This window comes from Streptomyces sp. NPDC053493, from assembly GCF_044544825.1.
Lineage (GTDB): Bacteria > Actinomycetota > Actinomycetes > Streptomycetales > Streptomycetaceae > Streptomyces.
On sequence record NZ_JBITXS010000010.1, the window covers coordinates 56708 to 70844 of the forward strand.

9 protein-coding genes are annotated in these 14137 nt (G+C 74.1%); 5 read left to right on the top strand and 4 right to left on the bottom strand.

Features of this window, described 5'->3' with window-relative positions:
• Positions 1–10: 10 nt before the first annotated feature.
• The 3 genes from ACIGO8_RS25855 to ACIGO8_RS25865 all read right to left on the bottom strand — a co-directional run bounded on the left by ACIGO8_RS25855 (position 11) and on the right by ACIGO8_RS25865 (position 3287).
• Positions 11–880 carry an acyl-CoA thioesterase gene (locus ACIGO8_RS25855; RefSeq protein ID WP_399735209.1) on the bottom strand — a complete coding sequence of 290 codons (870 nt, stop codon included), beginning with the start codon at positions 878–880 and terminating at the stop codon, positions 11–13.
• A 5-nt stretch (positions 881–885) separates the two neighbouring features.
• A complete protein-coding gene (locus ACIGO8_RS25860; RefSeq protein WP_399735212.1) occupies positions 886–2043 on the bottom strand; it encodes an acyl-CoA dehydrogenase family protein in 1158 nt (385 codons plus the stop codon).
• Between the two features lie 71 nt (positions 2044–2114).
• Positions 2115–3287, bottom strand: a complete 1173-nt coding sequence (locus ACIGO8_RS25865; protein WP_399735214.1) for a helix-turn-helix domain-containing protein — start codon at positions 3285–3287, stop codon at positions 2115–2117.
• A 162-nt stretch (positions 3288–3449) separates the two neighbouring features.
• Here ACIGO8_RS25865 and ACIGO8_RS25870 point away from each other — a divergent pair, with 162 nt between their 5' ends.
• Positions 3450–4064, top strand: coding sequence for a hypothetical protein (locus ACIGO8_RS25870; protein WP_399735218.1), 615 nt, complete (start codon positions 3450–3452; stop codon positions 4062–4064).
• Here ACIGO8_RS25870 and ACIGO8_RS25875 read toward each other — a convergent pair whose 3' ends face one another.
• Positions 4065–5669 carry a PucR family transcriptional regulator gene (locus tag ACIGO8_RS25875; protein WP_399735221.1) on the bottom strand — a complete coding sequence of 535 codons (1605 nt, stop codon included), beginning with the start codon at positions 5667–5669 and terminating at the stop codon, positions 4065–4067.
• 184 nt (positions 5670–5853) lie between these two features.
• Between ACIGO8_RS25875 and ACIGO8_RS25880 the strand changes: the two genes are divergently transcribed.
• The 4 genes from ACIGO8_RS25880 (at position 5854) to ACIGO8_RS25895 (ending at position 14127) form a co-directional block, all read left to right on the top strand.
• Positions 5854–7344, top strand: coding sequence for a sodium:solute symporter (locus ACIGO8_RS25880; RefSeq protein WP_399735223.1), 1491 nt, complete (start codon positions 5854–5856; stop codon positions 7342–7344).
• A gap of 73 nt (positions 7345–7417) precedes the next feature.
• Positions 7418–8395 carry an agmatinase gene (gene speB / locus ACIGO8_RS25885; protein ID WP_399735226.1) on the top strand — a complete coding sequence of 326 codons (978 nt, stop codon included), beginning with the start codon at positions 7418–7420 and terminating at the stop codon, positions 8393–8395.
• Positions 8396–8530: 135 nt separating this feature from the next.
• The gene (locus ACIGO8_RS25890) at positions 8531–10213 is read left to right on the top strand and encodes a thiamine pyrophosphate-binding protein (protein WP_399735229.1); all 1683 of its coding nucleotides are present in this window, start codon (positions 8531–8533) and stop codon (positions 10211–10213) included.
• 170 nt (positions 10214–10383) lie between these two features.
• Positions 10384–14127, top strand: a complete 3744-nt coding sequence (locus ACIGO8_RS25895) for an ABC transporter ATP-binding protein (protein ID WP_399735232.1) — start codon at positions 10384–10386, stop codon at positions 14125–14127.
• Positions 14128–14137: the final 10 nt, after the last annotated feature.

Sequence of the window (14137 nt, forward strand, 5' to 3'; positions counted from 1 at the left end):
TGTCGGCCCGTCAGCGCGGGACGCGAACGACACCCTCCTGGATGACGGAGATCGCGAGCCGCCCGTCCTGGGTGTAGATCCTGGCCTGCCCGAGGCCGCGCCCGCCGGAGGCGGTCGGCGACTCCTGGTCGTACAGCAGCCACTCGTCGGCCCGGAAGGGCCGGTGGAACCACATGGCGTGGTCCAGGGAGGCGCCGACGACGTCGCCGACGGCCCAGCCGCCGCGCCCGTGGGCGAGGAGGATCGAGTCGAGCAGCGTCATGTCGGAGACGTACGTGGCGAGGACGACGTGCAGCAGCGGGTCGTCGGCCAGCTTGCCGTTGGTGCGGAACCACACCTGGGAGCGCGGCTCGCGCGGCTGCCCGACGGAGCCCCACGGCGGTACGTCGGCGTAGCGCAGGTCCACCGCGGCGCGGGCCTCGATCAGCCGGTCCGCGACCTCCCGCGGCAGGTGCCGGGGCAGCATCTCCTCGGGCGTCGGCAGCGACTCCGGGTCGGGCGCGGGCGGCATGTCCGCCTGGTGGTCGAGCCCTTCCTCGTACGTCTGGAAGGACGCCGAGAGGTGGAAGATCGGCTGGCCGTGCTGGACGGCGACGACCCGGCGGGTGGTGAAGGAACGTCCGTCGCGGATGCGGTCGACGTTGTAGACGATCGGCGCGCCCGGGTCGCCGGGGCGCAGGAAGTACGCGTGCAGCGAGTGGGCGTGGCGGTCCTCGGGCACGGTCCGCCCGGCCGCCACCAGCGCCTGGGCGGCCACCTGGCCGCCGAAGACGCGGGGGACGAGGGCGGAGCGGGACTGCCCGCGGAAGATGTCCCGCTCGATCCGCTCCAGGTCGAGCAGATCGAGCAGGCCATCGAGTGCGGTGTGCGGGTCGGGCACCTGGACTACAGGCCCATCGACTTGGCGATGATCGACTTCATGATCTCGCTGGTGCCGCCGTAGATGCGGTTGACGCGGTTGTCGGCGTAGAGGCGGGCGATCGGGTACTCGTTCATGTAGCCGTAGCCGCCGTGCAGCTGGAGGCAGCGGTCGATGACGCGGTGCGCGACCTCGGTGCAGAAGAGCTTGGCGGAGGCGGCCTCGGCCGGCGTCAGCTCGCCCGCGTCCAGGGCCTCGAGCGCGCGGTCGGCGACGGCCTCGGCGGCGTCGACCTCGGCCTGGCAGGCGGCCAGCTCGAACTTGGTGTTCTGGAAGTGCGCGACCGGCTTGCCGAAGACCGTGCGGTCCGTGACGTACTGCTGGGCGAAGCGGACGGCTGCCCTGGCCTGGGCGTACGCGCCGAAGGCGATGCCCCAGCGCTCGGAGGCCAGGTTGTGGCCGAGGTAGGAGAAGCCCTTGCCCTCCTCGCCGAGCAGGTCCTCGACGGGCACCTTGACGTCGACGAAGGCGAGCTCGGCGGTGTCGGAGGTGCGCAGGCCCAGCTTGTCGAGCTTGCGGCCGATGGAGTAGCCGGCGGACTTGGTGTCGACGGCGAAGAGGGAGATGCCGAAGCGGCGGTCCTCGGCCGACGGGGCGGAGGTGCGGGCGCAGACGATGACGCGGTCGGCGTGGACGCCGCCCGTGATGAAGGTCTTGGCGCCGTTGAGGACGTAGTGGGTGCCGTCCTCGGAGAGCTTGGCGGTGGTCTTCATGCCCGCGACGTCGGAGCCGGTGCCCGGCTCGGTCATGGCGAGCGCCCACATCTCCTCGCCGGAGACGAACTTCGGCAGGTAGCGCTTCTTCTGCTCGTCGGTGGCGAGCATCTTGATGTAGGGCAGCGCGAGCAGGACGTGCACGCCGGAGCCGCCGAACTGCACGCCGGCGCGGGCGGTCTCCTCGTAGAGGACGGCCTCGAACTTGTGGGTGTCCAGGCCGGCGCCGCCGAACTCCTCGGGCACGTTGATGCCGAAGACGCCGAGCTCGCCGAGCTTGTAGTAGAAGTCGCGCGGCGCCTGACCGGCGGCGAACCAGTCGTCGTAGACGGGGACGACCTCGGCCTCGATGAAGGCGCGGATGGTCTCCCGGAACGCCTCGTGGTCCTCGTTGAATACGGTACGGCGCACGAGCCGCCTCCTTGTCGCTGCCGATTGTCTAAGCGCTTGCTCAGCCTGTTCGAATCGAAGTTACCCAGCGGTCACCCGCCCTGTCCAGACTCCGTGACTGTGATCCAGCGCCCCTTCACGGCGTCGTACGTGTGGACCGGACTCCCCGTCGCCTGCCCGCTCGTGCGGAAGGCCCTCCCGCCGGGGCCGGCGATCGTCGCCACGCCGCTCCGTCCCTCCGCGCTCCACTCCAGCTCCAGCTGCCAGCGGCAGTCGCAGCGGGCCGCGCGGGCGGAGACCAGCAGCTCCTCGGGCTCGGCCGCGGTGACGGTGTACGGGAACCTCACGGCCGGGATCGTCCGCCCTTCCTGCCCCGAGGCGTCGTACCCGTCGGCCGGCCGCGCGAGCGGACGCGGCGCGTCGAGGTCCACGGTGAAACGGCGGGGCGTGACGGCCCCGCCGCACCCGTCGTCCATGCGGTACGCCGCCCAGGGCAGCGGCTCCGCCCGGCCCAGCACCCGCACGTGCAGCCCCTGGAGGACGACGGCGGAGGCGCCCTTCCCCTGCACCACGAGCCGCACGAGTGTCTGCCCGCCGTCCGCGGCCCCCAGCTCCCCGGCCCACCGGCCGGCGTCCACGGGCACCGGCGGAGCGGGCACCCGCGCGGCGGGCCGGTCGGCGAGATAGGTGTGGCCGCAGCCGTTCTCCCAGAGGTCGGAGGAGACGGTGTACGTGAACGGGAGCGGCGGCTCCGGCCGTGCGCGCTGCCGCGGCTCCCGCCCCTGCCCGGGCAGCAGGGCGGCCCCGAGCACGAGCGCCCCGACGCCGGTCACGGCGCCGACGACGAGCCACGCCTTCCGCACCCGCCGGGGCCGCGCGGGGACGGGGAGCGGGGCGGGGAGCGGTTCGGGGGCAGGGGCGGTCCCGGGGTCGGCCGCGGGACCGGGTGCCGGCTCGGACGCGGGCGCCCGCCCGGGGACGGCCGTCCCGGCCGGCACCGCTACGGCCGGCTTCGCCGGGGGCCTGCGGACGAGGTCCGCGCGCCGCCAGCGCTCCTCCAGTTCCCGCGTCTCCTCCGGGGTGGCCCCGCACAGCCGGGTCAGGCGCTCGACGACGGCGAAGGACTCCGGGACGGCCGCTCCGGAGCCGTAACGGTGCAGCGTGGAGGCGCTGACGCCGAGGCGCCGCCCCAGCGCCTCGTAACTCCGTCCGTCCCGTTCCTTCAGTGCGCGCACCCGCGCCGCGAACTCCTCGACCGCACCCATGGCCTACCCCCGGCTCGTTCCACCCCTCTTGCGTTCTCCCACGTCAGAGGGGGTGGAATGGTTCCGGGACGAGTGGAGGGCGCGTCGCCGTTGCCCGGCGGCGGGCGGGGGCCCGAGGCTGGTGGAGCACTGACCGAACGACCCGACGGGGGATCCACCAGCATGCGTAAGTTCCGTACCGCACTCGCCGCCACCGCCGTTGCCGCCCTGGGCCTCGCGGCCCTCGCCACGGCCCCGGCGCAGGCCGCTGCCCAGCCCGCCTTCCTCGCCGCCTCCCAGATGCCGCCGTCGTCCACGCCGTGGACCGCGACCCAGGTCTTCGCGGGCGTCCCGGAGAACGGCGGCGCCCTCTGCGCCCCGTACAAGATCCCGGCGCAGAACTCCCGCTACCGCGAGTTCAGCACCGAGCTCGACACCAACGGCGTCCAGATCACCACCGTCGCCCGCACCGAGGCCGACGCGGTGAAGCTGGTCGACACCCTCCGCAAGGCCCTCGCCGGCTGCGGCCCCCTCCTGGAGCGGCAGAACCCGGGCCTGCACGCCGTCAGCGCCTACCACGGCAAGCTCGCCGTGGAGGAGGGCGCCTGGGTCTACAGCCTGGACACCGCCGACCCGCAGGTCGGCAGCACCGACATCCACCTGTTCTCCGTCGGCCGCGACGGCCGCGCCGTCACCTTCGTCCGCTGGGGACAGCTGGGCGACCTGAAGGACGCGCCGCTGACCGCCTTCCGCACGACGGCGAAGACCGCCGTCGACAAGCTGTACCCGGCCGCCTGATCACGGAACGCGCAGCGCGAACCACAGCTCCATCCGCACGTCCGGGTCGTCCAGGTCGCGGCCGAGGAGGCTCGCGGCGCGGGCGATCCGCTGCCGGACGGTGTTGCGGTGGATCTCCAGCGCCACCGCCGTCCGGTCCCAGCTGCCGTGCAGCGACAGCCAGGTGCGCAGGGTCTCGGCGAGCGGTGGCGTGAGCGGCGCGAGCACCTCGCGCGCGTACGCCGCCGCCTCGCCCTGGTCGACGAGCCCCGCGAACCCGCTCGCCCGGTGCCGTACGAGCGCCGCCCGGGTCGCCTCGGCTCGCCGCAACGCCCGCCCGGCCTGCGCGTCGGCGCCCGCGAGCCCGGCCGCCTCGACGGGCGCGCTGACGCCGAGGGTCCAGCCGGCCTGAGCGGTGAGGGGAGAGGAGGCGGGGAGCAGCAGGCGTACGACCGGGGCGCCGGGCGCGGCGGCCCGGGTCCCGCCCGTGCGGCCGCCGCCGGGCAGGGCGCCCCCGCCGCCTACGTCCCCACCGCCCGCACGCCCGCCGCCGACGCTCCCGCCGGCGGGCACGGCCTCGGCGTCCGGGCCGGCGTCCGGGCCGGCGGGCAGGGCCTCGGTATCCGGGCCGGCGGTGCCCGGGTCCATCAGGGGTGTGCCCAGCGCCGCCGCCAGGGTCGCCGCCGCGAAAGACGTGCCGTCGCCGCCGCGGGCGTGGACCACCGTCCAGGGCCCCGGGCCCAGGGCCGCGGCCGCCTCCGCCGGGTCCGCGCCCAGGAGGAGGCGGACCAGCGCGGTGTCGCGGGCGGTCACGTCGGCGGCGCGGTGCGGGGCCGTGAGGAGGGAGAGGAGCACCACGGCGACGCCGGCGATGGTGTGGTCGCCCGGCTCGCGCCGCTCCGTCGCCACGCCGAGCGTCAGCCCGTCGCCGCCGCCCAGCGCGTACGCGGCGAGCCGCAGCCCGCCGCCGTCACCGCTCGCCGAGGCCGGTCCGCCGGGCCGCGGTCCGACGACGCCCGCGAGGTCGGCGAGCGCCCGGGCCGCCTCCGTCGGGACCGCGCGGCCGGCCGACGCCGTCTCCGTACCGGCCGCGTCGAAGAGGACCGCGCGGCCCGCCAGCCGGGAGGCCAGCGCGCCGAGCACCGCCGGCACCGGCGCCGGCCGGGCCGCTGCGGTCGCCAGCGACTGCTGCGCCTCGCTGACCCGGCGCAGTTCGTGCAGGCGGGCCGCCGCCATCAGCCGCCACAGCGCCCGGGCCACGGCCGTGAACGGCGTCTCGGGAGGCACCTCCACGAGCGGCAGCCCGTGCCGCTCGCACGCCTCGACCAGCGCCTCCGGCACCGTGTCGTACACCGGCGTCACGCCGAAACCGAGCGCCGCCGCACCCGCCTCCACCACCCGCTCCACGTACCGCGCCGGGTCGGTGAGCTGCACGCCCGCCGTCATCAGCAGCTCGCCGCCGAGCAGATACGGGTACGGGTCGGCCATCTCCGAGGTGTGGACCCAGTGCAGCGAGACGTCCGGCGAGCCGGCCCGCAGCCGCAGCCCGAGCTCCTCGCGGGCGAGCAGCGCGGCCAGCGGGACGGGCGGTGCGGGCGGGGTCGGGGCGGGCTCGGACGCGGACATGGGTGTGGATCCTCCGTACATCCCCTGGCCTGTCGTATGGAGGAAACGTACACTTCTGCGTCGCTTTCCGGCCACCTACTGTCATGGCATCCACAGGCCGCGGGTACGGGCGGATGTCCCCGCGATCAGCCTCTGGTCACATCCCCTGCACGACACGCCACCGAGGTGCGCGAAGGAGGGCCCCATGGCCGTCGACTACACGGTGATCGTCCTTTATCTGGCCGGCATGCTCGCGATGGGCTGGTGGGGCATGCGCCGCGCCAGGTCCAAGAGCGAGTTCCTGGTCGCCGGCCGCCGCCTCGGGCCCTGGATGTACTCCGGGACCATGGCCGCCATCGTCCTCGGCGGCGCCTCCACCATCGGCGGTGTCGGCCTCGGCTACAAGTACGGCCTGTCGGGCGCCTGGATGGTCTTCGCCATCGGCCTCGGCCTGCTCGCGCTGAGCGTCTTCTTCTCCGCCCGGATCGCCCGGCTGAAGGTCTACACCGTCTCCGAGATGCTCGACCTGCGCTACGGCGGCAAGGCCGGCGTCATCTCCGGCGTCGTCATGTGGGCCTACACGCTGATGCTCGCGGTCACCTCGACCATCGCCTACGCCACGATCTTCGACGTCCTCTTCGACCTGCCCCGGACCCTCGCGATCGTCCTCGGCGGCACCATCGTCGTCGCCTACTCGACCCTCGGCGGCATGTGGTCCATCACGGTCACCGACATGGTGCAGTTCGTGGTGAAGACCATCGGCGTGCTGCTCCTGCTGCTGCCGATCGCCGTCGTCAAGGCCGGCGGCTTCGAGGGGATGCGGGAGGCGCTGCCCACCTCGTACTTCGAGCCGCTCGGCATCGGCGGCGAGACGATCTTCACGTACGTGCTGATCTACACCTTCGGCATGCTGATCGGCCAGGACATCTGGCAGCGGGTCTTCACCGCCCGCACCGACAAGGTCGCCAAGTGGGGCGGCACCGTCGCCGGCACCTACTGTCTCGCCTACGCGCTCGCCGGCGCCGTCATCGGCACCGCGGCCAAGGTGCTCTACCCGAAGCTGCCCAGCGCGGACGACGCCTTCGCGACCATCGTCAAGGACGAGCTGCCCATGGGCGTGCGCGGCCTGGTCCTCGCCGCGGCGCTCGCCGCCGTCATGTCCACCTCGTCCGGCGCGCTCATCGCCTGCGCCACCGTCGCCAACAACGACATCTGGTCACGTCTGCGCGGCATCGCGAAGAGGAACGACGAGGCCGACGGCGCCGAGCGCGACGAGGTCAAGGGCAACCGCGCCTTCATCCTGATCATGGGCGTCGCCGTGATCGGCATCGCCATCGCCCTCAACGACGTCGTCCAGGCCCTCACCGTCGCCTACAACCTGCTGGTCGGCGGCCTGCTCGTGCCGATCCTCGGCGGTCTGCTGTGGCGCCGCGGCACGGTCCAGGGCGCGCTCGCCGCGGTCGGCGCCGGCGGCCTGGCCGTGATCGGCCTGATGTGGGCTTACGGAATCCTGGCAAATGAGCCTGTTTACTATGGTTTGTTGGCCTCACTCACCGCCTATGTGATCGTTTCCCTGGCGACCCGCCCGACGGACGCCGCCGTGCTCGCCCACTGGCGAGCCCGGCTCGCGGGCCAGGACACCAGCGAGCCCGAGACGGGCACCGGCTCCCCGGAGCCGGCGCCCGTGACCGCCTGACGGCGGCCCACGCCTCCGGGCGCCGCGACCCGGCGCCCGGTCCGACCCAGACACATCCCAGGAGGACCCGACCATGAGCAGCAGCGACCAGAACACCCCGCGCGGCCCGATCGACTCGTCCCGCATCCCGCGGTACGCCGGTCCCGCGACGTTCGCGCGGCTGCCCCGGCTCGACGAGGTCGGCACCACCGACGTCGCCGTGGTCGGCATCCCCTTCGACTCCGGCGTCTCCTACCGCCCCGGCGCCCGCTTCGGCGGCAACGCCATCCGCGAGGCCTCCCGCCTGCTGCGCCCGTACAACCCGGCGCAGGACGCCTCCCCGTTCGCCCTCGCCCAGGTCGCCGACGCCGGTGACATCGCGGCCAACCCGTTCAACATCAACGAGGCCGTCGAGACCATCGAGGCCGCCGCCGACGACCTGCTCGGCACCGGCGCCCGCATGATGACCCTGGGCGGTGACCACACCGTCGCCCTGCCGCTGCTCCGCTCGGTCGCCAAGAAGCACGGCCCGGTCGCCCTGCTCCACTTCGACGCCCACCTCGACACCTGGGACACCTACTTCGGCGCCGAGTACACCCACGGCACCCCGTTCCGCCGGGCCGTCGAGGAGGGCATCCTCGACACCGAGGCCCTGTCGCACGTCGGCACCCGCGGCCCGCTCTACGGCAAGCAGGACCTCACCGACGACGAGAAGATGGGCTTCGGCATCGTCACCTCCGCGGACATCTACCGCCGCGGCGCCGACGAGGTCGCCGACCAGCTGCGCCAGCGCATCGGCGACCGCCCGCTCTACATCTCCATCGACATCGACTGCCTCGACCCGGCCCACGCCCCCGGCACCGGCACGCCCGAGGCCGGCGGCATGACCTCCCGCGAGCTCCTGGAGATCCTGCGCGGCCTGTCCTCCTGCAACCTGGTCTCCGCCGACGTCGTCGAGGTCGCCCCGGCCTACGACCACGCCGAGATCACCGCGGTGGCCGCCTCCCACACGGCGTACGAACTGACCACGATCATGTCCCGCCAGATCGCGGCGTCGCGCGAGGCGAAGTAGCCGACCTCACCGGGTCGTGCCCACCCGCTCCGGCTGCGCTTCCAGCTGCGCTCCCGGCGGGTGGGCACGACCCCTGGGCACCACCCCGGCCGCCGGGCCGCACCCGAACGACAACGCCACGCCCCGAGGGACCTCATGACCCACGACCACGACCTCGTCCTGCGCCCGACCGCCGCACAGACCGAGGCCGCCCTCAACCCGCCCGCGGGCCGCACCGGCGGCGACCTCGTCGTCGAGACCCTCTCCGGCCTCGGCGCCACCACCGTCTTCGGCCTGCCCGGCCAGCACGCCCTCGGCATGTTCGACGCCCTGCGCCGCTCCGACCTCCGCTACGTCGGCCTGCGCGTCGAGAACAACGCGGGCTTCGCCGCCGACGCGTACGGCCGGATCACCGGCGAGGCCGCCCCGCTGCTGCTCTCCACCGGCCCCGGCGCGCTCATGTCGCTCGCCGCGCTCCAGGAGGCGGCCGCCGCCTCCGCGCCCGTCCTCGCCATCGGCAGCCAGATCCCGGCCGCCGGGCTCGGCGGCGGCCGGCACGGCTATCTGCACGAGCTGCGCGACCAGCAGGCCTCCTTCCGCGACGTCGTGAAGTCGGTCCACACCGTCCGCACGCAGTCCCAGATCCCGTCCGCGATCGCCGCCGCCTGGAAGTCGGCGCTCACCGCCCCGCACGGGCCGGTGTGGGTCGAGATCCCGCAGGACGTGCTGCTGGCCCCGACCCAGCTGCCCGTCGTCACCGCCATGGACGCGACGCCCGAGGAGCTCGCGCCCCGGCCCGAGCTGACCGCGCTCGCCGCGCACCTGCTCGCGCGCGCCGAACGCCCGGCGATCATCGCCGGCGGCGGCGTGGTCCGCTCGGACGCCTCCGGCAAGCTCCTGGCGCTGGCCGAGCGGATCGACGCGCCCGTCGTCACCACCTTCGGCGGCAAGGGCGCCTTCCCCTGGGAACACCCGCTGTCGCTCCAGTCCTGGCTGGAGGACCGGCACACCACCGACTTCCTCGAGGACGCCGACGTGCTCCTCGTCGTCGGCTCCGGGCTCGGCGAGCTGTCCTCGAACTACCACACCTTCGCGCCGCGCGGCCGGATCATCCAGATCGAGGCCGACGCCGGGAAGCTCGAGTCCAACCACCCGGCCCTCGGCATCCACGCCGACGCCCGCCTGGCCCTCCAGGCGCTCCTCGAGACCGTGGACGTACGGCAGGACGCCGGCGCCCCGGACCGCGTGCGCGCCGTCCTGGCCAAGGTGCGCGACCGGCTCGCCGCCCAGGACCTGGACCTGGAGCAGCGGGTCGTCGCGGCCGTGCGGGAGGCCCTGCCGGACGCGGCGCCCAGCTTCTGGGACATGACGATCCTGGCCTACTGGGCCTGGTCGGCCTTCGACGCCCGCCGCCCCAACACCATGCACTCCGCGCAGGGCGCCGGCGGCCTCGGCTACGGCTTCCCGGCCGCCCTCGGCGCGGCCGCGGCCGACCCGACCCGGCCGGTGCTCGCCGTCTCCGGCGACGGCGGCGCGATGTACTCCATCGCCGAACTGGCGACGGCCAGGCAGTACGGCCTCGACGTGACCTGGCTGATCGTCGACGACGGCGGCTACGGCATCCTGCGCGAGTACATGACGGACGCCTTCGGCGAGGCGACCGGGACCGAGCTGGCCCGCCCGGACTTCGTCGCCCTCGCCGAATCCTTCGGCGTCCCGGCCACGCTCACGAGCCCGGACACCCTGGCCAAGGACCTCTCCGCGGCCCTGGCCACCCCGGGCCCCTCGGTCGTCGTCCTCCCGGCCCTGCTCAAGATGTTCGAGCCGACGCACCTGTGACGCACCCGTGAGCCTCCGCCCGCCTCCGCCGGGGCCCCGGTCCTAGGACCAGGGCCCCGGCCGGCCGGGACCTCCGGCCGGTCTTCCGGCGCCGATTGTTGCGGCGGGATGAAATCGCACGTCGGCCGTGTTGGCCCTTCCGGTAGAGCAGCACGGACGGGAGGCGCCACGTGGCGGCGGTGGGGCAGGACAAGACGGGGGAGCGAAAGCAGGCGGGCTGGGCCCGCCGGCTGTGGGGCTATGCCTGGCGGCACAAGGCGGACGTCGTGCTCGCGCTCGGCTCCTCGCTGGCCGGCATGGCCGTCCTCGCGCTCGTCCCGCTCGTCACCAAGGTGATCATCGACGACGTCATCGGCGCCAGGACCGGCTCGCTCGGCCTGTGGACCGGCCTGCTCGTCGCCTCCGCCCTCGTCGTCTACGCCCTCACCTACGTCCGCCGCTTCTACGGCGGCCGCCTGGCCCTCGACGTCCAGCACGACCTGCGCACCGAGATGTTCGGGACCATCACCCGGCTCGACGGCCGGCGGCAGGACGAGCTGTCCACCGGCCAGGTCGTCGGACGCGCCACCAGCGACCTCCAGCTCATCCAGGGCCTGCTCTTCATGCTCCCGATGACCATCGGGAACATCCTGCTCTTCCTCATCTCGCTCGGCGTGATGGCCGCGCTCTCGCTCCCGCTCACCCTCGTCGCGCTCGCCGTCGCCCCGGCCCTGTGGTGGATCGCCCGGCGCAGCCGCACCCGCCTGCACCCCGCCACCTGGTACGCGCAGCAGCAGGCCGCCGCCGTCGCGGGCGTCGTCGACGGCGCCGTCACCGGCGTCCGGGTCGTCAAGGGCTTCGGCCAGGAGGAGCAGGAGACCGGCAAGATCCGCGAGGCCGGACGCAGGCTGTTCGCGGGCCGGCTGCGCACCATCCGGCTCAACGCGAGGTACACGCCCGCCCTCCAGGCCGTCCCGGCCCTCGGCCAGGTCGCCGTCCTCGCCCTCGGCGGCTGGCTCGCCTACCGCGGCCAGATCACGCTGGGCACCTTCGTCGCCTTCTCCTCCTACCTGGCCTCCCTCGTCGGCCCGGTCCGCATGCTCGCCATGGTCCTCACCGTCGGCCAGCAGGCCCGCGCCGGCGTCGAGCGGGTCCTGGAGCTCATCGACACCGAGCCGACCCTGCGCGACGGCACCAAGGAGCTCCCGGCGGACGCGCCCGCCACCGTCGAGTTCGACGACGTGTCCTTCGCCTACGAGGACGGGCGCCCCGTCCTCGAGGGCTTCTCGCTGGAGATCCCGCCCGGCGAGACCGTCGCCGTCGTCGGCGCCTCCGGCTCCGGCAAGTCCACCGTCTCGCTGCTCGTGCCGCGCTTCTACGACGTGACGCACGGCGCCGTCCTCGTCGGCGGCCGCGACGTGCGCGAGCTCACCCTCGACTCGCTGCGGGCCGCCGTCGGCCTCGTGCCCGAGGACAGCTTCCTCTTCTCCGACACGGTCCGCGCGAACATCGCGTACGGCGTGCCCGACGCCACCCAGGAGCAGATCGAGACCGCGGCCCGCGCCGCCCAGGCGGACGGCTTCATCTCCGAGCTGCCCGAGGGCTACGACACCAAGGTCGGCGAGCACGGCCTCACCCTCTCCGGCGGCCAGCGCCAGCGCATCGCCCTGGCCCGCGCCATCCTCACCGACCCGCGGCTGCTCGTCCTGGACGACGCCACCTCCGCCGTCGACGCCAAGGTCGAGCACGAGATCCACGAGGCCCTGAAGTCCGTGATGGCGGGCCGCACCACCCTGCTCATCGCGCACCGCCGCTCCACCCTCGGCCTCGCCGACCGGATCGCCGTCCTCGACGACGGCCGGCTCGCCGACATCGGCACCCACGAGGAGCTGGAGGAGCGCTCCGCGCTCTACCGCCGGCTGCTCACCGACCCGGACGAGCTGGGCTCCGTGTCGCCCGGCCACGTGCTGCCCGCCGGCCTGCCGGAGGACCGCACGCTGCGGGCCGAGCTGGACGCCGAGTTCGACGCCGAGCGCGGCATCACGCCCGCCCTGTGGGTCCGCGACGAGACCGCCGAGCCGGGCGAGGCCGCGGCCCCGGGCGCCACGCCCGAGCTGCTCGCCGCCGTCGAGGCCCTGCCGCCGGCCGCCGACGTCCCGGACGTCGACGAGACCCGGGCCGTCGCGCCCGAGGAGTCCTACGGCCTGCGCCGCCTGCTGCGCGGCTTCGGCCTGCCGCTGCTCGTCAGCCTGGCCCTGGTCGCCGTCGACGCCGGCGCCGGCCTGCTGCTCCCGGTGCTCATCCGGCACGGCATCGACGAGGGCGTCAACCGGCTCGCGATCGGCGCCGTCTGGGCGGCGTCCGCGCTCGCCCTGGTGACCGTGCTCGTCCAGTGGGTCGCGCAGACCGCCGAGACCCGGATGACCGGCCGCACCGGCGAGCGGATCCTGTACGCGCTGCGCCTGAAGATCTTCGCCCAGCTCCAGCGGCTCGGCCTGGACTACTACGAGCGTGAGCTCACCGGCCGGATCATGACCCGGATGACCACGGACGTCGACGCCCTGTCGACGTTCCTGCAGACCGGCCTCGTCACCGCCTTCGTCTCCGTCGTCACCTTCTTCGGCATCATGGTCGCGCTGCTCGTGCTCGACCTCCAGCTGGCCCTGGTGGTCTTCGCGACCCTGCCGGTGCTCGCCGTCGCCACCTACTTCTTCCGCCGCTCCAGCGTGAAGGCGTACGAGCTGGCCCGGGAGCGGATCAGCGTGGTCAACGCCGACCTGCAGGAGTCGGTCGCGGGCCTGCGGATCGTGCAGGCGTTCCGGCGCGAGCGCTCGGGCGCCGAGCGGTTCACCGCCCGCAGCGAGGAGTACCGCAGGGCCCGCGTCCGCGGCCAGTGGCTGATCTCCGTCTACTTCCCGTTCGTGACGCTGCTGTCCTCGGTGGCCGCCGCGGCCGTCCTGATCGTCGGCGCCCACCGCATCGAGGCCGGCACGCTGACCACCGGCGCGCTGGTCGCCTATCTGCTCTACATCGACCTGTTCTTCGCCCCGGTGCAGCAGCTCTCCCAGGTCTTCGACGGCTATCAGCAGGCGGCCGTCTCGCTGAAGCGGATGCAGGAGCTGCTCCAGGAGCCGACCTCCACCGCCGCCGCGGACGCCCCGCTCGACGTGCTCTCCCTGCGCGGCGAGATCGCCTTCGAGAACGTCTCCTTCGCCTACGGCAAGGAGGAGGAGGCCCTGACCGGGATCGACCTGCGCATCCCGGCCGGCCAGACGGTGGCCTTCGTCGGCGAGACCGGCGCGGGCAAGTCGACGCTGGTCAAGCTGGTCGCCCGGTTCTACGACCCGACCAGCGGCCGGGTCACCGCCGACGGCACCGACCTGCGGGACCTCGACCTCACCGCGTACCGCCACCGGCTGGGCGTCGTGCCGCAGGAGGCGTATCTGTTCCCGGGCACGATCCGCGATGCCATCGCGTACGGGCGTCCCGACGCGACCGACGCCGAGGTGGAGGCCGCGGCCCGCGCGGTCGGCGCCCACGACATGATCGCCACGCTCGACGGCGGCTATCTGCACGAGGTCACCGAACGCGGGCGGAACCTTTCGGCGGGCCAGCGCCAGCTGATCGCCCTGGCCCGCGCCGAGCTGGTCGACCCCGACGTGCTGCTGCTCGACGAGGCCACCGCCGCCCTCGACCTGGCCACCGAGGCCCAGGTCAACGCGGCCACCGACCGCCTCGCCGGCCGCCGCACGACGCTGGTCGTCGCCCACCGGCTCACCACCGCCGCCCGCGCCGACCGGGTCGTCGTCATGGACCACGGCCGGGTCGCCGAGGACGGCAGCCACGACGAGCTGCTCGCCCTCGACGGCCGGTACGCGGCGCTGTGGCGCACCTTCATCGGCGAGCCGGAGCCGGCGGGCGCCGAGGCGGTCTAGGCCTCTCCGG

Excerpts from the sequence above, each read along its gene's own strand:
- ACIGO8_RS25875 (WP_399735221.1), bottom strand. The coding sequence starts at position 5,669 with ATGTCCGCGTCCGAGCCCGCCCCGACCCCGCCCGCACCGCCCGTCCCG.
- ACIGO8_RS25865 (WP_399735214.1), bottom strand. The coding sequence starts at position 3,287 with ATGGGTGCGGTCGAGGAGTTCGCGGCGCGGGTGCGCGCACTGAAGGAA.
- ACIGO8_RS25870 (WP_399735218.1), top strand. The coding sequence starts at position 3,450 with ATGCGTAAGTTCCGTACCGCACTCGCCGCCACCGCCGTTGCCGCCCTG.
- ACIGO8_RS25880 (WP_399735223.1), top strand. The coding sequence starts at position 5,854 with ATGGCCGTCGACTACACGGTGATCGTCCTTTATCTGGCCGGCATGCTC.
- speB (WP_399735226.1), top strand. The coding sequence starts at position 7,418 with ATGAGCAGCAGCGACCAGAACACCCCGCGCGGCCCGATCGACTCGTCC.
- ACIGO8_RS25890 (WP_399735229.1), top strand. The coding sequence starts at position 8,531 with ATGACCCACGACCACGACCTCGTCCTGCGCCCGACCGCCGCACAGACC.